General features: G+C 63.0%; 18 protein-coding genes, 1 tRNA gene and 2 pseudogenes. 11 read left to right on the top strand and 10 right to left on the bottom strand.

Annotated features, from left to right (window positions below; genetic code table 11):
- Positions 1 to 56: 56 nt before the first annotated feature.
- From KBX19_RS00105 to KBX19_RS00090, 4 genes are all read left to right on the top strand, one after another.
- Complete coding sequence (locus tag KBX19_RS00105; protein WP_255996991.1) at positions 57 to 1,238, top strand: exonuclease SbcCD subunit D; 1,182 nt, start codon at positions 57 to 59, stop codon at positions 1,236 to 1,238.
- Entirely contained in the window at positions 1,238 to 3,883 is a 2,646-nt protein-coding gene (locus KBX19_RS00100; protein WP_255996216.1) for an AAA family ATPase, read from the top strand. The genes KBX19_RS00105 and KBX19_RS00100 overlap by 1 nt, the downstream gene beginning before the upstream one ends.
- Positions 3,884 to 3,922: 39 nt before the next feature.
- Positions 3,923 to 4,429, top strand: coding sequence for a MarR family winged helix-turn-helix transcriptional regulator (locus tag KBX19_RS00095; RefSeq protein ID WP_255996215.1), 507 nt, complete (start codon positions 3,923 to 3,925; stop codon positions 4,427 to 4,429).
- A gap of 126 nt (positions 4,430 to 4,555) precedes the next feature.
- Positions 4,556 to 4,777 (top strand): PspC domain-containing protein, encoded by a 222-nt coding sequence (locus KBX19_RS00090; RefSeq protein WP_005290651.1) that lies wholly within the window; start codon positions 4,556 to 4,558, stop codon positions 4,775 to 4,777.
- Here KBX19_RS00090 and KBX19_RS00085 read toward each other — a convergent pair.
- Together KBX19_RS00085 and KBX19_RS00080 are read right to left on the bottom strand one after the other, a co-directional pair.
- Positions 4,758 to 5,756: an endonuclease/exonuclease/phosphatase family protein gene (locus tag KBX19_RS00085; RefSeq protein WP_255996990.1), complete on the bottom strand. Its 999-nt coding sequence runs from the start codon at positions 5,754 to 5,756 to the stop codon at positions 4,758 to 4,760. The two genes, KBX19_RS00090 and KBX19_RS00085, sit on opposite strands and share 20 nt — an antisense overlap.
- Positions 5,757 to 5,764: 8 nt before the next feature.
- Positions 5,765 to 6,079: a hypothetical protein gene (locus KBX19_RS00080; protein ID WP_156774839.1), complete on the bottom strand. Its 315-nt coding sequence runs from the start codon at positions 6,077 to 6,079 to the stop codon at positions 5,765 to 5,767.
- Positions 6,080 to 6,360: 281 nt separating this feature from the next.
- Between KBX19_RS00080 and KBX19_RS00075 the strand changes: the two genes are divergently transcribed.
- A tRNA-Arg gene (locus KBX19_RS00075) sits at positions 6,361 to 6,437 on the top strand.
- A 249-nt stretch (positions 6,438 to 6,686) separates the two neighbouring features.
- Here KBX19_RS00075 and KBX19_RS00070 read toward each other — a convergent pair.
- The 3 genes from KBX19_RS00070 to KBX19_RS00060 form a co-directional block, all read right to left on the bottom strand.
- Entirely contained in the window at positions 6,687 to 8,543 is a 1,857-nt protein-coding gene (locus tag KBX19_RS00070; RefSeq protein WP_255996989.1) for a hypothetical protein, read from the bottom strand.
- A 102-nt stretch (positions 8,544 to 8,645) separates the two neighbouring features.
- Complete coding sequence (locus KBX19_RS00065) at positions 8,646 to 9,638, bottom strand: site-specific integrase (RefSeq protein ID WP_255996988.1); 993 nt, start codon at positions 9,636 to 9,638, stop codon at positions 8,646 to 8,648.
- A gap of 194 nt (positions 9,639 to 9,832) precedes the next feature.
- Positions 9,833 to 11,110: a hypothetical protein gene (locus KBX19_RS00060; RefSeq protein ID WP_255996987.1), complete on the bottom strand. Its 1,278-nt coding sequence runs from the start codon at positions 11,108 to 11,110 to the stop codon at positions 9,833 to 9,835.
- A 146-nt stretch (positions 11,111 to 11,256) separates the two neighbouring features.
- Between KBX19_RS00060 and KBX19_RS00055 the strand changes: the two genes are divergently transcribed.
- Positions 11,257 to 11,598 carry a helix-turn-helix transcriptional regulator gene (locus tag KBX19_RS00055; RefSeq protein ID WP_255996986.1) on the top strand — a complete coding sequence of 114 codons (342 nt, stop codon included), beginning with the start codon at positions 11,257 to 11,259 and terminating at the stop codon, positions 11,596 to 11,598.
- Between the two features lie 405 nt (positions 11,599 to 12,003).
- Here KBX19_RS00055 and KBX19_RS00050 read toward each other — a convergent pair whose 3' ends face one another.
- Complete coding sequence (locus tag KBX19_RS00050) at positions 12,004 to 12,390, bottom strand: winged helix-turn-helix domain-containing protein (protein ID WP_255997158.1); 387 nt, start codon at positions 12,388 to 12,390, stop codon at positions 12,004 to 12,006.
- Between KBX19_RS00050 and KBX19_RS00045 the strand changes: the two are divergent.
- Positions 12,328 to 12,969 (top strand): annotated as a pseudogene (locus tag KBX19_RS00045) (IS6-like element ISCef5 family transposase); the annotation flags it as partial. The gene KBX19_RS00050 and the pseudogene KBX19_RS00045 sit on opposite strands and share 63 nt — an antisense overlap.
- Positions 12,970 to 13,040: 71 nt before the next feature.
- Here the strand turns inward: KBX19_RS00045 and KBX19_RS00040 are convergent.
- The 4 genes and pseudogenes from KBX19_RS00040 to KBX19_RS00025 form a co-directional block, all read right to left on the bottom strand.
- Positions 13,041 to 13,181: pseudogene (locus KBX19_RS00040) on the bottom strand (IS6 family transposase); the annotation flags it as partial.
- 607 nt (positions 13,182 to 13,788) lie between these two features.
- The gene (locus KBX19_RS00035) at positions 13,789 to 14,691 is read right to left on the bottom strand and encodes an NADP-dependent oxidoreductase (RefSeq protein WP_255996985.1); all 903 of its coding nucleotides are present in this window, start codon (positions 14,689 to 14,691) and stop codon (positions 13,789 to 13,791) included.
- Positions 14,688 to 15,911, bottom strand: coding sequence for an MFS transporter (locus KBX19_RS00030; protein WP_255996984.1), 1,224 nt, complete (start codon positions 15,909 to 15,911; stop codon positions 14,688 to 14,690). The genes KBX19_RS00035 and KBX19_RS00030 overlap by 4 nt, the downstream gene beginning before the upstream one ends.
- A gap of 17 nt (positions 15,912 to 15,928) precedes the next feature.
- Positions 15,929 to 16,144, bottom strand: a complete 216-nt coding sequence (locus tag KBX19_RS00025; RefSeq protein WP_255996983.1) for an SDR family oxidoreductase — start codon at positions 16,142 to 16,144, stop codon at positions 15,929 to 15,931.
- Between the two features lie 64 nt (positions 16,145 to 16,208).
- Between KBX19_RS00025 and KBX19_RS00020 the strand changes: the two genes are divergently transcribed.
- From KBX19_RS00020 to KBX19_RS00005, 4 genes are all read left to right on the top strand, one after another.
- A complete protein-coding gene (locus KBX19_RS00020; protein WP_095659492.1) occupies positions 16,209 to 16,808 on the top strand; it encodes a TetR/AcrR family transcriptional regulator in 600 nt (199 codons plus the stop codon).
- Between the two features lie 217 nt (positions 16,809 to 17,025).
- On the top strand, positions 17,026 to 17,355 hold the full coding sequence (locus KBX19_RS00015; protein WP_255996982.1) for a hypothetical protein: 330 nt from the start codon (positions 17,026 to 17,028) through the stop codon (positions 17,353 to 17,355).
- A gap of 27 nt (positions 17,356 to 17,382) precedes the next feature.
- Positions 17,383 to 18,093: an IS6 family transposase gene (locus KBX19_RS00010; protein ID WP_255996981.1), complete on the top strand. Its 711-nt coding sequence runs from the start codon at positions 17,383 to 17,385 to the stop codon at positions 18,091 to 18,093.
- A 235-nt stretch (positions 18,094 to 18,328) separates the two neighbouring features.
- Positions 18,329 to 18,991, top strand: a complete 663-nt coding sequence (locus KBX19_RS00005; RefSeq protein WP_255996980.1) for a DUF4145 domain-containing protein — start codon at positions 18,329 to 18,331, stop codon at positions 18,989 to 18,991.
- The last annotated feature ends 131 nt before the right edge of the window (positions 18,992 to 19,122 follow it).

Raw genomic sequence — 19,122 nt, 5'->3', positions numbered from 1 at the left:
ACGGATGTTCGGGGGTTGTGGTGGCGGTGTCCGGGTCGTTTGGTAGTTGTTAAAGCATGGGCTCGGCACAGGACTCCACACACGTGACCTTCATCCACACCTCGGACTTTCAATGGGGAATGACGCGCTGGTTCCTCGACGGCGAAGACAGCGACGCTCAATCGCGTTTTGAGGATTCCCGCCTGCGCGCGGTGGAGAAACTCGGAAACCTGGCCCGGGAGCACGGTGCGGAGTTCATCGTCGTTGCGGGTGACGTCTTCGACGCGAACGCGTTGAGTGAACGCACGATGGGCCGCGCCCTCGAAGTACTCGGCTCGCTGCCCGTGCCGGTGTTCCTGCTCCCGGGCAACCATGACCCGCTGCTGCCTGGCGCTGCGCTGGAACACGCCGCTCAGCTCAGCAATGTCACCGTTCTGGCAGATAGCACGCCTGTCGAGGTCCGCCCGGGCGTGGAGATCGTCGGCGCGCCGCTGCTGGCCCGCTACGCCAACGAGGACTTGGCCGCCCGAGCTCTTGCCCAGCTCGAACCGACTGACAGCGTCCGCATCCTTGTTGCTCACGGCCAGGCCGAAGGCAGGGGAGAACAGGACCCGGCTCTGATGTCACTGGCCGGTCTGGAGACAGCTTTGACTCGCGGAGTCATTGACTACGTCGCGCTGGGCGACACCCACTCGGCCCAGCAGGTGGGCACCAGTGGCCGGATCTGGTTCTCCGGAGCGCCGGAGACCACGGACTTTCACGACCGGCGCGGCAATGTGGCCGGGAACGAGGTGAACTCGGGGAAGGCGTTGGTGGTGAGCGTCGATAAGCGATCGGCGACCGATGTCGACGTCGATGTCAACGAGCATGCCGTCGGCGAATGGACCTTTGATGCGTTGCACTGGGAGGTCAGCGACGGTGAGGACGTGCGCCGCGTCATTGCGGAGCTGGAGGCGTACCCGCACAAGAGTCGCACCGCGGTGAAGTATTCCTTGGCGGGCACGCTCGGCTTGGAGGCGACGCGGGAACTCGAGGAAGGCCTGGCCGCGCAGCGCAGTGTGTTCGGGGCACTGTATGAGCGCGAACGGCTCATGGACCTCCACCTCGAACCGAATGATGAGGAACTGGCCAACCTGCCGCTGTCCGGGTACGCCCGGGATGCCATGTCTGCATTGCTCGGCGCTTCCGAGACGAGCGATCCCCAGACCGCTCGTGATGCCGTCAACCTGCTGTTCCGTCTGAGCAAGGAGCCGAAATAATGCGCATTCACTCCCTGATCATTGACAATGTGCGCGCCGTGGAGCACCTCGAGCTGACTGATATTCCAGATACCGGCGTCATTCTCATCCACGGCGACAACGAGACCGGTAAGTCGACCATCCTGGACGCGCTCGACGCGGTGCTGAACATCAAGCACACCTCCACCAAGATCCGGAAACTCAACCCGGTCGGGCGTGATGAGCTGCCGGAGGTGCGTCTCAACGCGACAGTCGGCCCCTACACGTTCGAGATCTACAAGCGCTTCGCCAAAGGGACCAAGGGAAAAGCTGAGCTGAAGATCTTCTCCCCGCGGCCCGAGAACCTTACCGGCGAGCAGGCGCACAACCGCCTGAACGAAATCTTGGCGAACCATGTCGACCAGCAGCTGATGGACACCCTGTTCCTGCGCCAAGGGTCACTGCCGGATGCGATCGAGGCCGCCGGGATCCCCACCTTCACGCGTGCGCTGGGAACGTCGCAGGGCGCCGATGGCCAGTCTGCGCAAGAAGCGGAAGATTCCGGGCTCATGCGCCGCGTGGAGGAGGAGTACCTGCGGTACTTCACCAAATCCGGCAAGCCGACCAAAGACCTCAAGGAATCCGAGACGGCGGTTGAAGCCGCCGAGCAGAAGGTCACTGCCGCTGAGCAGTCCATGCGGGCCTACGAGACCGCGGTCGACGCGTATGCCCAGCACGGTGTGGACATGGCCGCCATCGAGGCCGAACTTCCCGAGGCAGAGCAGGCGCTGTCGCGCCGCACCGCCGAAGCCGAAGCTGCGCGCGAACTCGCCGCCACACTCGCCGCTGCACAGGAAAAAGCTGACCGTGCCGAAAAGGATCTCACACGCGCCAACGACGACGTCGAATCCCGCCAGGCTGTCATCGCCGGTGTCGAACACGCCGAAGCCGCCCTCAACACCCTCAAGGAGCAGCACGAGCCGACCCGTGAAAAGGCTGCCGCCGAAAGGAAGGCACTTGCCGAGGCAGAGAAAGCGCACGAGCAGGCCCGCGCGCACGCAGTTGCCACGCGAGAAAACCTCGGGTCCGCTGAGCAGGCGCTTGCCGCGGCCAATGCACGGGCACGGGTGGAGGAACTCGACGGAGTTGTCACCCGTCTGGACGCTGTCGAGAAAGAGATCGCCCGCTTGGTCAAGGCGCAGCCGGAGCGCCGAGTCACAGATGCTGACGTCCGCGCGCTTGAGGATGCCACGAGTACCCTGACCGTGCAGCGCAGAATCGTGGAGTCGACAGCAGCACGGCTTGATATTGCCGGGCCGGCCGGCGCCGCATTCACGGTCAACGGTGAGGAGGTCTCGTGCGGAGGCACAGACTCCATCGCGCTTTTCGACGGCACTGAGATCCGCATCTCCGACATCACCCTGACCTTCCGCGCCGCCACCGGGACAGAGACCGCCACCACGGATCTGGACAACGCGGTAGCGGACGTCAACCGCCTGCTCGCCACGATCGGCTGCGAGGACCTAGATGGCGCCCGCCGCCTACGGGATGAGCACCGCGAGTTGGCGGCAGCTCTAGAGGCCGCCCGTTCCCGTCGCGCCGACATCCTGGGCGGCGCCGAGGCTGACGAGCTGCGCGAGGAGCTGACCCGGCTGCGCGAAACCGTCGCGACCCACGACGGCGACATCCCCCCTGTCGAAGAAGCGCAAGAAGCACTCGACGCGGCCCGCCGTGCCGATGCCGAAGCCCGCGACACCGTGGCGGACCTTGACGCGAAGATGACCCCGCTGCGCACGAAGCCGCACACGCTTACTCTGACGGAACTGGAGACCCGCATTGAAGTGCAGCACGGCAATGTCGAAGCCGCACGCGCCCAGCTCGCCGCCGCACGCGAGAAGCTTTCCGACGAGCAGTTGGCCACCAACCGCGATACCGCGACAGCTGCGCAGACCGCCGCGGCGGCAGAAGCTAACGAGTTGAAGAAGCAAGTCGAACTGGTCGACCCAGAACACGCTGAGGAGCGCCTCCAGGGTGAACGCAACCGTTTGGACAATCTGAACCGGCGCCACCGCCATGCCCACGAAAGCCGCCTGCAGCTGCTGAGCACTGTCAACAGCGCCGACGGTGAAGCAGAGAACCTCGACCGCGCCCGCGCTGAACTGGAGACCGCGACCGTGCGCCGTGATGCGCTGCACCGCAAAGCGAACGCGGCGAAGCTGCTGCGTGACACGATGGTCTTTCACCGTGACTCTGCGCGCGCGAAGTACGCCGCTCCGTTCGCTCAGGCGCTGCAGCGTCATGCGAGCCGCGTGTTCGGCCCCGGCACCGAGTTCACCCTCGACGATCAGCTCCGGGTGCAGGCCCGCACCGTTGACGGTACGACAGTGGACTTATCGGAACTGTCCGGCGGCGCCAAAGAGCAGATGGCACTGCTCACCCGCTTTGCCATCGCTGACCTGGTGGCCGCAGGGGAGCAGGGGACAACGCCCGTGCCAGTGGTCATCGACGATGCCCTCGGCGCGACCGACCCGAAACGCCTGGAGTCCATGAACGCTGTGTTCACCAAGGCGGGCGAAACAGCCCAGGTCTTCGTGCTCACCTCCTTCCCGCACCGCTTCGACCGCGTATCGGCGGCGAAGACCGCGTCCATCCAGGAATTGAAAAGGTTCGCAAAGGGAAATTCTTAACCGGATCACAGTTTATAGTTCGTATTAATGTAGAACGCCATGAAGGCAGAACAGCGCTGGCTTACCGACGAGGAACAGGTTCTGTGGCGTCTCATGCTGCAGGCCGCCCGCAAGGTCTCCCGTGTCATGGAGGACACGCTGCTCTGCAGTGCGCAGCTGTCGACGTCCGAGTACGCAGTCCTCGTCGCTCTCAGCGAAGCTGAGGGGGAGAGCCTGCGCCTGCGCGACTTGTGCACCGAGTTGGATTGGGACCGCTCGCGCACGTCCCACCAGATCACGCGCATGGAGCGCCGCGAATTGGTGTCGAAGGAAAAGAGCCCGGGTGACGCGCGTGGTGTCTTAGTGCGCCTGACGGAGACCGGCCGGGACGCGCTCTACCGGGCAGTGCCGGACCACGTGGAAAGCGTCCGGCGCGTGGTATTCGACCACCTCAACACCGAAGACATTCCCGCACTCGAGCGGTTCCTCCAGGGAGTCATGGACGTCGAAAACGTGCCCGGCGGTAAGCGCCAGGTCCCGGACGGGCCGGAGCTGACCTCAGGGTAAAACCCAGGGTGAATATCAGGGCAATCCCCGTTGTCGCAGGTGCCGCGAATGGGTTGAATGGGTGTTGTCAGCGTGAACAGCAGTTAACAACAACATCCACCCCCACCCGAGAAAGGAACCGCCATCATGACCTACCAGCCCAGCCCCCAGCCGCGTAACAACAAAAAGCTCGTGCGCTCCATGAACGACCGTTACATCGCTGGCGTGTGCGGCGGCATCGCCGAGACCTACAACATTGACCCGACGCTCGTGCGCCTCGTGTTCGTCGCTCTGTTCCTCGCGGGCATGTCTGGTCTGCTCATCTACATCATCTGCTGGATCGTCATCCCTAACGCTGAGCTGTACTAATCTCAGCGAAATACGCCAAGTGGTCCCCGTTGCCGACGTGGACGGTTGCACAACCGTCCACCCCGGCTGCGGGGACTAACACGTGGTCGATGTGCGAGCGCAGACCCACGATGCCGTCCGTGGGCCATGTGCCCTCCGGGTAGCGGGAGCACATTCGTGCCGAGTCCTCCATTGGACCCAAATCTGCCATGGGGCCGTGGCGCATGGTGGCGTTGAAGTCGCCGGCGATGATCGCCTTTTCATCGACGTTGGCATCGACCCAGCCCGCGATACTGTGCAGGTCCCCGCGCCATTGATCCATGATGCTGGGCAGTGGGGCAGTCGTGTGCACGGCCACGATTGTTGGCCCGGCTCCAGTCTGGAACGCGAGCGAACCCCACGTCGTCGGCGGGGCATCGACGGGCTCTAGCTCTCCGAGGTCGGGGTGCACTGCCACGCTCGTTGGTGCGATCCCGCCACCCTGCTCCGAGGTGAAGACACGCTCCGCGAAGGGCGTCCCCGCGAACGCCGCTACCGCCTTGTCCTTGTTCGCCTCCGGAAGAACAACCACGTGCGGGTCGAAGCGTTCGATGATGTCGTGGGCATCCGCGGCGGTCAAGGTGTTTTGGCTGTTGTAGGTGACAATTCGCAGCGCCGTGCTTTGCAGCGGCCCACCGTTGGAGGTCCCTTCCCGCGCACTGATGGGCCCCGGCAGGATCGGGGGAACTGGCGCGGCGATAAAGCAAGCAGCCGCTGCGGTCGGAACGATCGGAGCAACGAGAAATCTGAATGCGCCAAGCCCCGCCGCGACGACGGCGAGCCCGATGCCGAAAGCAATGGGGAAGGAGACGGCCTGAGCCACCACGACTCGGGTGCTGAGCCATTGCGAAATGCCCGCAGCCGGAAGGAACGCGAGTACGCACAGGAGTAACCCGGCGGCGGTGAAGAGCGCGGAAAAGACGAGCTTGCCGGTGCTGGGACGGGTAGGGGATTCCTGCATGGTCAGTCCTATTCGAAGTACGAGCAGATCTCAGGGTCGGTGATGTATCCCTGTTGGCAGCCCCATTCAGCCTGCAATTCGCCGCTGGATGGGTTGGGGTTGCCGTATTCGTCGTACCCGTAACCGTTGACCGCTGCACCTCCAGGAAGCAAACCGGACTGGCTTTCTTGCTCAAGGTAAGCGGGCCCGTCGTTGGCGTAGAAGCAGTACTCGGAGTGTTCGATCGTTCCGTCCGACCATAATGCGGGGCCTGGCGTTCCTACGAGGCACTCGACTACGTAGGGTTCGGTTTCGCTGGTGACGGTATCGGGTTCTGCGGCCACCGATGCAGAGCTTGTAGAGCTAACCGTCTCACTTGTGGTGGTCGTGTGCGTTGCGGTGACCGTCGCGGTGACCTGGACTGGTTCTATCTGCTCTGAGCTGCAGCCGCTCACGCATAGAACACTAGCGAATATTGCAGGTAACAACCGCTTCATTTGTTCTCCTTAGAAAGTGGGACTTGCTCCTGTCTTCTTCAATCTAGCTAGTGCCCTTGGGGCACGTGCCCGATTAAGTCCCCAGTCAACTCCGGTGCTAAAGTCAGGTGCGCTGCTTCAAGCAGTAAGTCTCCGTAGCTCAGCGGATTAGAGCATCGGTTTCCGGTACCGAAGGTCGCAGGTTCGAATCCTGTCGGGGACACCATTTGTCATCGGGGGTTTCGGTTAACTTTTCCGTTCAATTCAGGAAACTCCTTCCAGGTTAAACCCAGTTTTCGAAATTGGGTAACTTTTGAAGAAACTATCTCCGACAACGCGAAAACCGGCCGGTTTTTCAGCCTCAAAGGGCTTTGCCGGCCGGTTTTTGCTTAGAAAGTCGGTGTCGTTCCACGACCTGTAGGCCACTCAGCGTGAAGGCCTTGAAATTCAAGGTCTTAGCCGGTGGCCTTTTGGCTTATGCCGCCTTCGGTGGCGCGTTGTCGCCCAACTTCCACTGCTCAATGTCGTTAGCGTCAGGCTGGCGGCCGCCCCGCGGCGGTGGCGGAGTCGGCTTCTGGCCCGTGTGTGGACGCGACCAGGCAGCAGCGTCGAGCATGGCGAGGTTTACGCCTACCGCGGCCATGGCCATGCACAGCATTTGCGCTGCCCAGCCACGCATAAGACGGGTCGTCACGTCGCCGGCGCCCTGGTAGGAGCCGTTCTTGAGCATGGCGTTGCGCGACTCAATGGTGTTGCGGCGGCCGTACTCTTTACGCCACTCGGCGGTCATAAAAGCCGGACCGTGTTGAAGGAACTTCGCACCGTCCTCGGCGGTGTTCTTCAGCGTCACGGTGCGCTGTTGACACACCTTGGGGCATGCGGCCTTCGAGGGCACCTCGGAGTCGGTCAGCTCGTCTTTTTGGAAGCCGGCCTTCTTCTTGCCTTCCTCGGCAGGCGGGACCAGCGGACAGGTAATTTCCGCGCCCTCTGCGCGGGCAGGACAGCCCAGGCGCACGTCGCCCTTCTTGTTCGGCTTCGCGCCATAACGGGCGAGCGCGAGACGCTTGCGAGCCTGAAGCAGGTTTGAGAACTGCTGGTCGGTCAGTTGGCCCTTTTCCCAAGCGGTATACGGGTCGAGCAGGCGCGGCATGTTGAGAATTGCAGGACAGTACGCAGTACCGTCCACAATGGGCGCACCAGACGTCGTAATAGTCTGCACACCACGGGTGTCACGGCGCATGTCAGCGACGAACCCGTAGCCCAGTTTGCGCATAGGCATTTGAAACTTCACCGGGTTCTGGCCCGGAGAGTAGAGACGGTCAGCAATGAAGTGTCGGCGCGGGAGTTCCGGGCGGTCGGTCAAGTTCTTCAGCGACTCGAAGACGCGCTGCGAGGGCGCTACAGCCGGCACCCCGCCAGTCACGCCAAGAATGAGTCCAGGCGCGCCACCCGGTTCGGCAAAACCCTCACCGCACATGGCGACGACGGTGGCCTCAAGACCCCAAGTGTGCGTCGCGGTCTTCTTCGTGTTCTCGCCGTCGTGGTCGCCTTCCTTGGCGTGCCAGCCGAGCGTCGGAGTCGAAGCGACAAGACGGTGCTTATTCGCCTTACCGGCGAGCATATCCTTCTTGCTTGGGTTGCCGTTTTTCGACACCGGAATAATGGTGCCGTCAACGGCAATGTCGCCGTTCCACTTGGCGAAGGCCTCGGGGTCCATGAGTTCCACAGTCGCCCACACAAGGCGGTTGGTGAGCTCGACGCCACGGGCCTTTCGCTCCTCGACGCGGGCGAGGACTTCCTTCTTGCCCTTCTCTTCGTCGTAGTACGCAATGAAGGGCACCCACTCCTCGACGGTGTAGCGCTTCTTCTTGCTCACTTCCGGGAAGGGCTCAATGGTCGCGCGAACGCGGTCGAGGCAGGCAGCAATGCGCTTGTACCAGGTCATGTAGGTGTCGAAATGCGCCTTCGGGTCGGCTTCGTCCCAGTCGAATGGGGTGAGCCCCAGAAGTTCCCAGCCCTTGCCCTCTAAGCCGAAGGCGACGGCCTTTGCCATGTGGGCAATGAGCTGTGGCGACTGCGTGACTGCCTGGTAGGTCCACAGCGTCAGCGCCGCGCGGGTGTCCACCTCAGGCGGGCGGCCGCCCTTGTCGGTTTTCAGCCCGTCAGCGACGCGCCAGGAGTCCACGAGACCAACCGCGCCGGAGGTGTCAACAATGCGCTGGGCCAACTGCAAATTGGCGTAGGACACGCGGCGCTCCTCCACCAGGCGAATGTTGTGGCGGTGGCCTTTCTTCGCGGGTGCGTATTTGCGTGTGCGAAGTCCCTTCGACATTGTTGCCACCTCCTTTTCAAGTGGTCTGTTTTTGGCAATAGAAAACTCACCCTGGGTCACGACCAGGTGTTTTATGGGGTTAAAAGTTTGTGTGGAAAGCGCCTACGCGCTGCCGTGAATAAGCGTCAGCCCTCGCTTCGGCGTCTCGTGCAACGTCCCGGACAGCAGGCTTCTCGCCTCGCGCGCCGAAACGTGTGTCGGTTCGACCAAGAACTGCCGGTAGTGCTGCAAGTCGGAAAGCCCCGCGGCCTCGATGACGGCGGTCTCCGGCACGCCCTTTTTGATCTGGTTGACAAGCCAGGTTGTCCGTGCCCGTGCCATGTCGAGCACCGTGCCCCGGTGCGGAGAGCGTTTCGTAAACGTCGCAACGGTGCCCGAGTCGGCGGTCGTCCGAAGTGGTCGAAACAGCCACTCCGTCGTGCTTGCTGCATTCTCGACGGCCTGGGCGACAACACCTGTCCACTCGCGCTCGACAGGCACGAACCGTTTGTCCGCCCCTCGGTAGCCCCACGGGTAGACGACGGTGCCTTCTGCGTCGGTCTCCACGTCGCCGGCCGTGAGGTTTGCGACCTCGCCGGAGCGAAGCCCTGCGCCAAGTGTGAGTGCGAGCAGCAGGTTCGCCTGCTGGCGGCGAGACTCGGTGTGCTCAGCGTCAGCCCAGGTCTTTACGCCAAGCACTTCTGCTTCGGTGTACGGTGCGGCCTTCGACTCGTTGCCGTACTCGGGACGCTGACGCGGTCCGTCGAAGTTCGGGTTGACCTGCTTGGCAATGCGGCGCAGCGTCGCCCGTGACGTGCCACGGACGTGCGTTGCCGCGGTGTCGAGCTCCTGGTGGCAAAATGCATTGATAGCACCCTCGCTGAACACGGCTGCAACGCTGACGTCTCGCCCAGCGTTGAACACATGCACTGCGAGACGGGTCACGAGTCGAAGGGCGTTTCGGCACTGGTCAGCCGACCAGTCAGCACTGGCGACAGCAGCGACGTGCTCGCGCACAAACGGTGCGACAACGTCCCATTCGTGGGGTTCGACAACTTTCGGGGTGTAGGCCGCAATGACCTGGTGGACGTCCTTGCGGGTGGTTGTGGTGGTCATATTCGTTTGTCCTTGTCCGCCCACACACAAGGTGGTGGTGGCGTGGGCTACTCCTATGGTGGAAAGAGTTAGCCCCAGTGTGTGCAAATTTGCACACGACGTCAAGGTCCACAGCGTGCAAACATGCACACGAATACGGCGTGTTCCCGAATGTTCTGCCTGGACAAACACCGCAATTTCGCAGGTCAACATGTCTACCATCCACGACGTTCCGTACCGGGGTTCGGTCCGCGGGCAAAGTCAGTAAGACGACCCTCTTCGGGGGCAGGCAGTTTGCTCGAAATTGAGCGGGGTGCCTGCTTTGGGCGGTGCGCGTCGAGGTCGGCGACGGCGGTCTGTGGCTCTGGTGTCTCGGTTTCACGCTCCGGTTCGGCCTCGTCCGTGTTGTTGCTGGCCGTGCCGGGAAGCGTCACGACCACTGCGTCGGAGACCGGGGCGGAACCGGTGCCTTCCTCCACGTCAGCCACAGGTGCGGCCTCAGACAACCGCAGCGCCGGCCAGTCACGAAGCGGGTCTGCCAACACGTCGAGCCTGTCGGCAAGCGTGTCGGGTGTGGCCGGGTCAAGACGCGCGGTTTTCTCAAGGCGACGAAAGTTGATGAGGTCAGTGCCCACCGCGGCCGCCGCAGTCTCGCGCGGTAAGTGGCGCACCACCGAGCGCACCCACGTCGCACGCAACCTGTCGAGTTCGACCCTGAACGAACGGTTTAGGTTCAACCGTTTCGTAATTTCTCGAACGTCGCTCTCTGCGCCACCGAGCAGCAACTCGTCGGGCTCACGCTCTTGCACCACTTCCCACACACTTCGAGCCAGTGCCGCCGCCACAGGAATGGCGGGCGCCGCGCCCTCAGCGACACGATGCGGCACAGCAACCCACACCACGCCGTTCGCGTCGAGCGTCACGTCACGAGCTTTCACGAGAGCGACTTCTGGGCCAATGCCGGCACCCAGGCCAAGACCGACAATGACCGCCGCACGCTCGCGACGAAGCGTGGTGGACTGTGAAACGACCCAGTGGTGCAGGCGCTGCCAGTCGTTCGGCTCGTACGGCTGTGCCGGCGGCTTTTCGATGTCCCGTCGGTGGTACAACGACAACTCCTGGCCGTTGATTGCCTCGCGCAGGAGCCGGTAGAGGTAGCCGTCGCGAGTGACCGAGTTCCTCGACTCCAAACCCGCAAGCACTGCGTTCACGTTCGCTTCACTAAGCACCGTGTCAACGGCGAGCACACGCCCGGAGTTGAACGCCCTCGCGGAGGCTCGGGTCAGCACACGCAGTACACCACGCACGTCAACGCTCGACTTCGCGTCCGCAACGAATGCCTTTGACCCGGTTGCCGACTCGACAGTAGCCTTCTTCGCAGTCTCACGGACGAAATGAGCAATGTGTTCCCAAGCGCCGTCGTCGGTGCCTTGAGGGGCGTAGTTTTCAATACGGCGCACAACTTCTTCGCGCTGCTGGTTGGTGAGCGTCATGCTGCACCGCCTCGGGTCACGAAGCGGAACTCGTAACGGGTGAACGAGACGGGGTGCGCGGCGGAAATGGGCGTGACACCGAAGCCAGTACCCCCATTGCTTGTTTGCGCTTCGGTTCGCACTACCCACGCGGTAGCGTGGCAGGTATGGCCCAGTTCCCACCACCCAGGCGCGCATACGAGACGTGGCCCGACGTGGACGTCGAGACGGTGCCAGAGGTCTACCGCAAAGCCTGGGCATTGCGGGACAACCTCGTGAAAACGGTCGAGTACTACGTTGCCGAAGGCTGGGCGAAAAACCGGTCGGACTTCGCCCGCAGGTGCGGGTTGCACCCCTCGGTGCTCTCGCGCTGGGTCACAGGTGACGTGTGGCCGTCTGCCGACACTGTCGCCGCCGTCGAGGCCGCGGTCCACATGCCAATGTGGCCGTACCAGAAGGCTCCGTCGAGGCGAGGCCTGAAGTCCAAGGGCGGGTACGACTACCCGTAAGCCGTGCGGGTGTGTGCTGGTGAAAGTTTCGTTGTTTCGCATAGCTAAAACGCTCGCACACTCGCAAAAGTACACCCCCTGGCAGGCGCAAGTCGTTCCGATTCGATGTGTCGACGCGGGTGGCCGGAACGACGTCGACAGGAGTGGCGGACGTGTGTGCATGTTTGCACGCTCGGATGACCCCGTCCGGGGGTATTTGATTGACCTATTCCGGGGGTAACTGGCGATTTTGGCCGACTCCGGGGAACTCAACAAAAATAGCGGCTTCGGCGCACTGAACGTCTCGGAGACGGCTTCAATCGAACATGGGGTACGCAAGGCGTTTGGTAGAGTGAGTTTTGGGCCGATACCGCACGGGTTTCTTGCAATTCCAGGGGAACTGTATATTGCTTACGGCGTGACCCCCTAGTCCGGCATGAGGCCGTCCTCCCGGAGTGAGCGAACGTGGCGCTTCATCGTGGCCTCCGAGAGGCCCGTCTCGCGCATAATCTCCCGGCGCTTGGGTATCTTCCCGGTGTCGGCGAAGGCCTCGCCGATGAACAGTTGCACCCGTGCGCGCGTGGTCTGCCCCTGCATCTTCTTGCGCCGGTGTGTTTTCTTCATCGTGGCGCGCTGTCGTTGGGCGTAGTCGCCCTCGGGGTCGGTCTCCCATCGCTGTGCGGCCTTCTGCCCGCCTCTACGGCCCATCGTGGCCAATGCCTTACGTTCGGACGTTGTGGCCCTCCCAGCTACGGGCTCAGCTACCGCGATCTGGAAGAAATGATGACCGAACGCGGCGTACCGGTCGATCACAGCACCATCTACCGCTGGGTCCAGAAATATGCTCCTGAGCTGGACAAGCAGACCCGGTGGTACCGACAAGTCCCGGATTGGCAGGCCCGGTCCTGGCGGGTGGACGAGACCTATATCCGGGTCGGGGGAAAGTGGTGCTACCTCTATCGGGCCATCACCGCGGGCGGGCATACCCTGGATTTTTACCTGTCCCCAAAGCGTAACGTCGCCGCAGCGAAGCGTTTCCTGGCCAAGACCCTGAGGTCGAACACGATAACCGGGTTCCCGCGGGTGATCAACACCGATAAAGCACCCTCCCTGGCCAGGGCAATCGCCGAGTTGAAGTCAGAGGGAATCTGCCCGCAGACCGTGGAACACCGGCAGGTGAAATACCTCAATAACGTCATTGAAGGAGATCATGGGCGACTGAAACGGATCCTCGGACCGAAGGGAGCGTTCAAAAACCGAATTTCCGCCTACCGGACGTTGAAAGGGATGGAAGCGATGCACTCATTACGGAAAGGCCAGGGCGCGATGTTTGCCTACGGGCAACCGAACCCGGATGCGGTGATCGTCAGCCGGGTGTTCGAGGCTGCCTGAGAACGCCGACCCGCAGCGAGCATCAGAGGATGAAGACTGGGACGTCACGGCTCTCCACCTGAAGTTTGCAACAGCACCGTGTGATCGACTGGCACACCCCGCTCGGTCATCATCTCTTCGAGATCGCGGTAGCTCACGCCGTAGCGGCAGTACCACCGCACCGCCCACAGGATGATGTCACGGGGGAAATGCCGACCGGAGAAGATGCCAATGGCCGTGATTATTTCACGTCAATCTTCCTACTGCCCCAACTTTGCAACAGCACCCTGCCGTGTACCGCATCAGTTCCGCTGCTTCACGGTCACCACGCCAGGCCCCAGGCCTGGCCTCGTGCAACCGGATCAGCAGGGCACGCAAGCCCTCTGGCGTCTCGAACCCGTGGCGCGGCGAGCCATCCGGGGCTGGGGCATCGTCGCCTGTCGTGGGTGGGGTGTGTTCGGTCACGGTGGCACCTCCCGTGAAGGAGGTGCGCCACCGGAACCCACGCCAGAACGCGCACCATCGCATCCCTACAAAGGCGACCCGTCAGCAGACGCGCCGCTCACCCTGCGCCGCGCATAGAGCTGTTGATGCGGATACGCGTTGTGCGTCGATACGGGCGACTGATGTGCGCCGGGGATTACACCCCGGTACGGCTGGCCGAGCACTTGGGCGTCAAATGGACGAGGGCACCCGGCGCTCAGTCACACTTCGAGTTGCTGGCGGTAGGGAAGTCCTGGCTGCTCCGTTGACTCCACTGCGCACAACCTGGATGGAGTAGACGCTCTGTGAGCACCTCGACCCGCACCAGCTGGAATAGCTCGACACATGCGTATTGCCCTACGTCGTGAGGACGACTTTGCCGAGTAGACCGCCTACCTCGGCGCTTCTATGTGCCTGCTCGATCAGAGCAAGCGGGTACTGTTCGGCGACGCGCAGTGTGAGCTTGCCCGAGTCCACAAGGTCAGAGAGTTGTCGGAGCCGTTGCGAGTCGTGCTGGACGTAGTTATGCACCGCGATCACTGCACGTTGTTCAAGAGTTTCGGGGATGGTGTCGTCGCTGATGGTGACGAGCCTGCCTCCCTCGCGCAGCAGGTGAGGGTGGTCGAAGATGCCTGCGGTATCGAAGATTGCATCGAACGCACTCATGCTCGTCGGGTTCGAGTGCGCGGATGCGGCCCCGAGTTCGAGGACTGCCGCCTCGTGTTCCGGACGTGAGACCAGCCCCGCAATCGTGAACCCTGCGCGTGCGGCGAGCTGCACCGCCATGCCACCGACACCGCCTGCGGCACCTGTGATAAGCAGCCGCTCACCGTCTTTGAGGTCGAGCCGTTGCAGCGCTTGGTCGGCGGTCAACGCAGCAAGCGGTAAGGTCGCCGCCGTTGGCAGATCGACGGACTCCGGCGCAGGCGCGAGGAACTGGGCGGGGATCGTGACGTACTGCTGCCAGCTTCCCGACCCGTCCGGCCGGGGTGGGTGCATGGCAATGACCCGATCGCCCGGCGACCAGCCCGACTCGATGGGCGCGGTAATGACGATGCCCGCCAATTCCCAGCCGAGCACCGCCGGGAAGCGGCCAGCCTGTTGCGGTGTGCCAGGCGTGCGGGTCTTCACGTCAACCGGGTTGATCGTGGAGGCGATCACTGCGACCAGAGCTTCGCCCGTGCCGGGTTCCGGGATCGGCGCGTCCTGGACGGTCAGGACTTCGGGGCCGCCGTAGCTGGTGATGGGTGCGATCTTCATGCGTGTGTCTCCTCGGTCGCGGAATCAGTGGGGGTCGTGTCAGGTCGTGGCTTAGCGCGGAGTGCAACGGTCGCGAGGATCAGGCCGAGGATGGCGAAACCGGCCCCGCCGAAGCCGCCCCATTGCAAGAGCCCTGCGGCGACACCGACGCCGCCGAGGGCGGAGCCGATCGCGATGGCGAGGTTGTACGCGCCGACGTTGACCGCCAGCGACAGGGTTGGCGCGGCTCCCGCGTGGCGGAGGACGAGCGACTGCAAGGGGGCGATTGTCGCGGTGGAGAGCAAGCCCAGGATCAGCACGAGTCCGATCATCGGCACCCGGTATCCCGCGAGCAGTGGGAACGCGGCCAGTGTGACGACGAGGGCGAGGAACACCCCGACGAGTGTCTTGCCGAGCGAGAGGTCGGCGAGGCGACCGGCGATGAGGTTCCCGATGAAGCCGCCGATGCCGTATGCGAGCAGCAGTGCGGGGATCACTCCTGCTGCGATGCCGGTCACGTCGGTCAGCAGCGGCACGAGGTAGGTGAAGACCACGCTGACTCCGGCGAAACCGATCACCGTGGTCGCCACGGCCAGGAGTACCGGGCCGCGCAGCAGGGCGCGGATCTCATCGCGCACGCCGGTGGTCGGCGCGGGAGTGCGAGGCATCGTCCATACGAGCAGCAGGGTGCCGAGGATCGCGGCGGCGGCGATCACCGCGAACGGGAGCCTCCAGTTCGTGCCGCCACCCAGGAATGCCCCGAGGGGCACGCCCAGCACGGTAGCGACCGTGAGCCCGGAGGTGACGATCGCGATCGCCCGGCCCTGTTTCTCCGCTCCGAGCAGGGCGGTCGCAGTCGTGAGACTGATGGCGAATAGCGTGGCCTGGCTGCACGCGGAGACCACGCGGCCGACGATGATCCACGCTAACGATGGCGCGAGAACGGTCAGCACCGTGCCCGCGATGAACAGCACCCCGAGCCCGATGGCGAGCCCCTTGCGCGGCAGCTTCGCGGTCAGCACGGTCACGATCGGCCCGCCGATGGCAACACCGAGCGCGTAGGCGGTCACGGTCTGGCCCGCTGCTGCGATGGAGACCGAGACATCGGCCGCGAGCTGCGGGAGGACTCCCGCGACGAGGTATTCGGCGCTGGCGGTGCAGAACACCAGCAGCACAAACCCCGCCAGCGCGAGGCCAGGACGTACAGGATGGGAGTGGACAGAGGTTTCGGTTCTGGTCATGTTCATTTCGTGCGGGCTCAGAGGCTGGAGCCGCCGGTGGCGTCGATCGTCTGCCCGGTGACCCAGCGCCCGCGATCGCTGGCGAGGAAACTGATGATGTCGGCGACGTCCTTGGGGGTGCCGATCCTGCCGAACGCGGAGACCTGCGCGGCGCCGTCGCGGGCGAGCGCTGCTGCGGTGGCAGCGCCGATGCCTCGGTATGCGCCGGTGATGAGAGCTGTGGATCGGGTCATGATTCCTCCGTAGTGATTGTTACGTAATCGGGCTTAGGGTATCATAGCAGTCACTATGGAAACCATGCGCAAGGCAGGACGCCCACGGACGTTCGACCCAGAGCAGGCACTCCACCGTGCCCTCATGGTGTTCTGGGAACGGGGCTACGAGGGTGCGAGCATGACCGCGTTACAGGAGGCGACCGGGCTGACAGCACCGCAGCTCTACCGGGCGTTCGACTCCAAGGAACGCCTCTTCAAACGTGCGGTGCGGCTCTACCAGGAGGAGTACGGCTTCGGCATCCGACCGGACATCCCCCTCGCCGACGCTGTCATCGAGTACCTCGACCGAGCCGCCCGCGAGTTCACGACCGAGCCCGGCCTTGGATGCCTGGTGTCAACCGGGCTGCTCGCCACGGGGCAGGACGCCGAGGCCGCCGCAGCAATCTGCCGAGCAGAACGAGACCAAGCCCTCACCGGCCTCCGCCAGCGCATGACCGACGCCATCGCTGACGGTGAACTCCCTGAGACGACCGATGTCACAGGACTCGCTCGCACTATCGGAGCCCTGATTCAGGGCATGTCCGTCCAGGCCAGAGACGGGGCCGCATACGAAGACCTGGCACACCTCGTCACCGTTGCACGGACGCTGCTCGCCACATCCAAGGGAACGTCAAAGCCTTAGCGCCCAGGCACCACCACGAGCCGCGTTTCTCCACTCCGTCCGTCTGACAGCCGCGCGCCCCACTGCAAGTACCCGCGTCGCAGACTCGCCTTACGAGTCTCCGACCTGCTGCGTCTCGCCCTTTCCACCTGCTGACGCCTAACTACTGGATGCACGTATGCCACGGCGGGGCCGTGGTGCGCACCTCCCTCATGAGACGACTCATGAGGAGGCCAGAATGAAGGGCGGGGTGATCTTGTTCCGCGGCTCTGGTGCTGCCGCGCGCCGCTATGTCGAGGCCGACCGCTCCCGCGCCGATAAGTACTACCTCGGCGCGGACGACGCCGTGGCCGAATACACGGTGCTCGATGCCAGCGGCGAGGTCACCGCCGCCCGTTCCCTGACAGCGGATGAGTACGAGGGCTGGGTGGACTGGATCAACCCGATCACGGGCGAGTCGATGGGTACCCCACGTGCGGCCGCTGAGGGGACGAACGGGTCGCCGTTGTTCGCGGAGATGACGATCAACGCCCCCCAAGAGGGTGCTGTTGCAAAGTTGGGGCAGTAGGAAGATTGACGTGAAATAATCACGGCCATGGGCATCTTCTCCGGTCGGCATTTCCCCCGTGACATCATCCTGTGGGCGGTGCGGTGGTACTGCCGCTACGGCGTGAGCTACCGCGATCTCGAAGAGATGATGACCGAGCGGGGTGTGCCAGTCGATCACACCACGATCTACCGCTGGGTGCAGAAATACGCCCCTGAGCTGGATAAGCACACTCGGTGGTACCGGCAGGTACCCGACTGGCAGGCCCGGTCCTGGCGGGTGGATGAGACCTATATTCGGGTCGGCGGCACGTGGTGCTATCTCTACCGGGCTATTACCGTCGGTGGGCAGACCCTGGACTTTTATCTCTCTCCGAAGCGCAATGTCGCGGCGGCCAAGCGTTTCCTGGCCAAGACCCTGCGATCGAATACGACAGCCGGGTCCCCGCGGGTCATCAACACCGACAAGGCACCAGCTCTGGCCAAGGCAATATTCGAGCTGAAGGCGGAGGGAATCTGCCCTCAGACGGTGGAGCACCGGCAGGTGAAATACCTGAACAACGTTCTCGAGGGAGATCATGGCCGGTTGAAACGAATCCTGGGACCGAAGGGGACGTTCAAAAATCGGACGTCTGCCTACCGGACGTTGAAAGGGATGGAAGCGATGCATTCATTACGGAAAGGCCAGGGCACGATGTTTGCTTATGGGCACCCCAATCCGGACGCGGTGATCGTCAACCGGGTCTTCGAGACGGCCTGAGAACGCCCACACGCAGCGGCCATCAGGAAATGAGAAACTGGGTCGTCTCGGCTCTCCGCCCAACTTTGCAACAGCACCCTCTCTTTTGCTGGAATAAGCGTATCGAACCGTCTCGGAAAACGAGTCGAGTGTCGCTTTTTAGCCTGGCAGAGTCGACGGGGTGTTCGAAAGAAAACGAGGCGCGTCGGGGTGCTCGCTACGCTTAACGTGTCGATTCCCGTTTCGAAGGAGGATGATGCTCGGCTACAGAAATTTTGCCCTGCTTGAACTGGACGTTAACCAAGGACACCAACGATTTGAGTTTGCTGACGATAGCGCACAGTCGGGTGCTATCACCTGCCCGGTGTGCGGAGCAGGAAAAACGGTCAACATCGCCTGGGCCACCGACAGGCGCGACTTCGTTGAAACCGGGTACCGCTGGATGGTCTGCCAAGATTGCTGCGGAGCTTCAATCAGCATTTTTCGGGAGGGTGGTGGCGAGGAGATCTACCCGCCGCGGACACAACAGCAACCTATCGACAACCTACCTGGCGACGTTGCAGAGATGTGGGAGGAAGCGAACCTCACATACTCTGTTGGCGCCTACACCAGCGCGGTGCTTATGTGCCGCAAGATAGTCTTCGCTGCTGCTGTTCGTTGCGGTCTACCAGAGAAAAACGACAGGGGCTGGGCACCAAAGTTCGAAGAGTGCGTGAATTTTTTGGTGAATGAGGGAATTCTCACTAAGCGCATCAAGGACAGTTGGGCTGACAGCATTCGACTCTGGGGCAATGCAGCCACTCACGAGCTGAAATCGGTGAGGCAATCTACCGCGTTGAAAGCCATCGAGTTTACCCAGATGATTCTTCGCATGGCCTTTGAGTTTGAGGGAAACGCAAACGCCGAAAACGAGTCTTGAGGGGTGGTCCCCCCGAAACGACACCCGCCCCGCTAACCGCTGCGCAACCCGTTCTGAAGCGTCCTGGTTTTCGTTCCGCTTATTGAACGCCCAACGGGTGGGCGTGTGATTGTTGATAGTAGGCGTCTTCC

It is taken from the genome of Corynebacterium sp. CCUG 71335 (assembly GCF_024454075.1).
Classification (GTDB): domain Bacteria; phylum Actinomycetota; class Actinomycetes; order Mycobacteriales; family Mycobacteriaceae; genus Corynebacterium; species Corynebacterium genitalium.
The sequence above is the reverse complement of the archived record's forward strand: the minus strand, read 5'-3'. Positions and strand labels throughout refer to the sequence as shown.

Excerpts from the sequence above, each read along its gene's own strand:
- KBX19_RS00065 (WP_255996988.1), bottom strand. The coding sequence starts at position 9,638 with ATGACCACCACAACCACCCGCAAGGACGTCCACCAGGTCATTGCGGCC.
- KBX19_RS00015 (WP_255996982.1), top strand. The coding sequence starts at position 17,026 with ATGAAGGGCGGGGTGATCTTGTTCCGCGGCTCTGGTGCTGCCGCGCGC.
- KBX19_RS00005 (WP_255996980.1), top strand. The coding sequence starts at position 18,329 with ATGCTCGGCTACAGAAATTTTGCCCTGCTTGAACTGGACGTTAACCAA.
- KBX19_RS00095 (WP_255996215.1), top strand. The coding sequence starts at position 3,923 with ATGAAGGCAGAACAGCGCTGGCTTACCGACGAGGAACAGGTTCTGTGG.
- KBX19_RS00030 (WP_255996984.1), bottom strand. The coding sequence starts at position 15,911 with ATGACCAGAACCGAAACCTCTGTCCACTCCCATCCTGTACGTCCTGGC.
- KBX19_RS00025 (WP_255996983.1), bottom strand. The coding sequence starts at position 16,144 with ATGACCCGATCCACAGCTCTCATCACCGGCGCATACCGAGGCATCGGC.
- KBX19_RS00090 (WP_005290651.1), top strand. The coding sequence starts at position 4,556 with ATGACCTACCAGCCCAGCCCCCAGCCGCGTAACAACAAAAAGCTCGTG.
- KBX19_RS00100 (WP_255996216.1), top strand. The coding sequence starts at position 1,238 with ATGCGCATTCACTCCCTGATCATTGACAATGTGCGCGCCGTGGAGCAC.
- KBX19_RS00105 (WP_255996991.1), top strand. The coding sequence starts at position 57 with ATGGGCTCGGCACAGGACTCCACACACGTGACCTTCATCCACACCTCG.
- KBX19_RS00010 (WP_255996981.1), top strand. The coding sequence starts at position 17,383 with ATGGGCATCTTCTCCGGTCGGCATTTCCCCCGTGACATCATCCTGTGG.
- KBX19_RS00035 (WP_255996985.1), bottom strand. The coding sequence starts at position 14,691 with ATGAAGATCGCACCCATCACCAGCTACGGCGGCCCCGAAGTCCTGACC.
- KBX19_RS00070 (WP_255996989.1), bottom strand. The coding sequence starts at position 8,543 with ATGTCGAAGGGACTTCGCACACGCAAATACGCACCCGCGAAGAAAGGC.
- KBX19_RS00085 (WP_255996990.1), bottom strand. The coding sequence starts at position 5,756 with ATGCAGGAATCCCCTACCCGTCCCAGCACCGGCAAGCTCGTCTTTTCC.
- KBX19_RS00020 (WP_095659492.1), top strand. The coding sequence starts at position 16,209 with ATGCGCAAGGCAGGACGCCCACGGACGTTCGACCCAGAGCAGGCACTC.
- KBX19_RS00060 (WP_255996987.1), bottom strand. The coding sequence starts at position 11,110 with ATGACGCTCACCAACCAGCAGCGCGAAGAAGTTGTGCGCCGTATTGAA.
- KBX19_RS00055 (WP_255996986.1), top strand. The coding sequence starts at position 11,257 with ATGGCCCAGTTCCCACCACCCAGGCGCGCATACGAGACGTGGCCCGAC.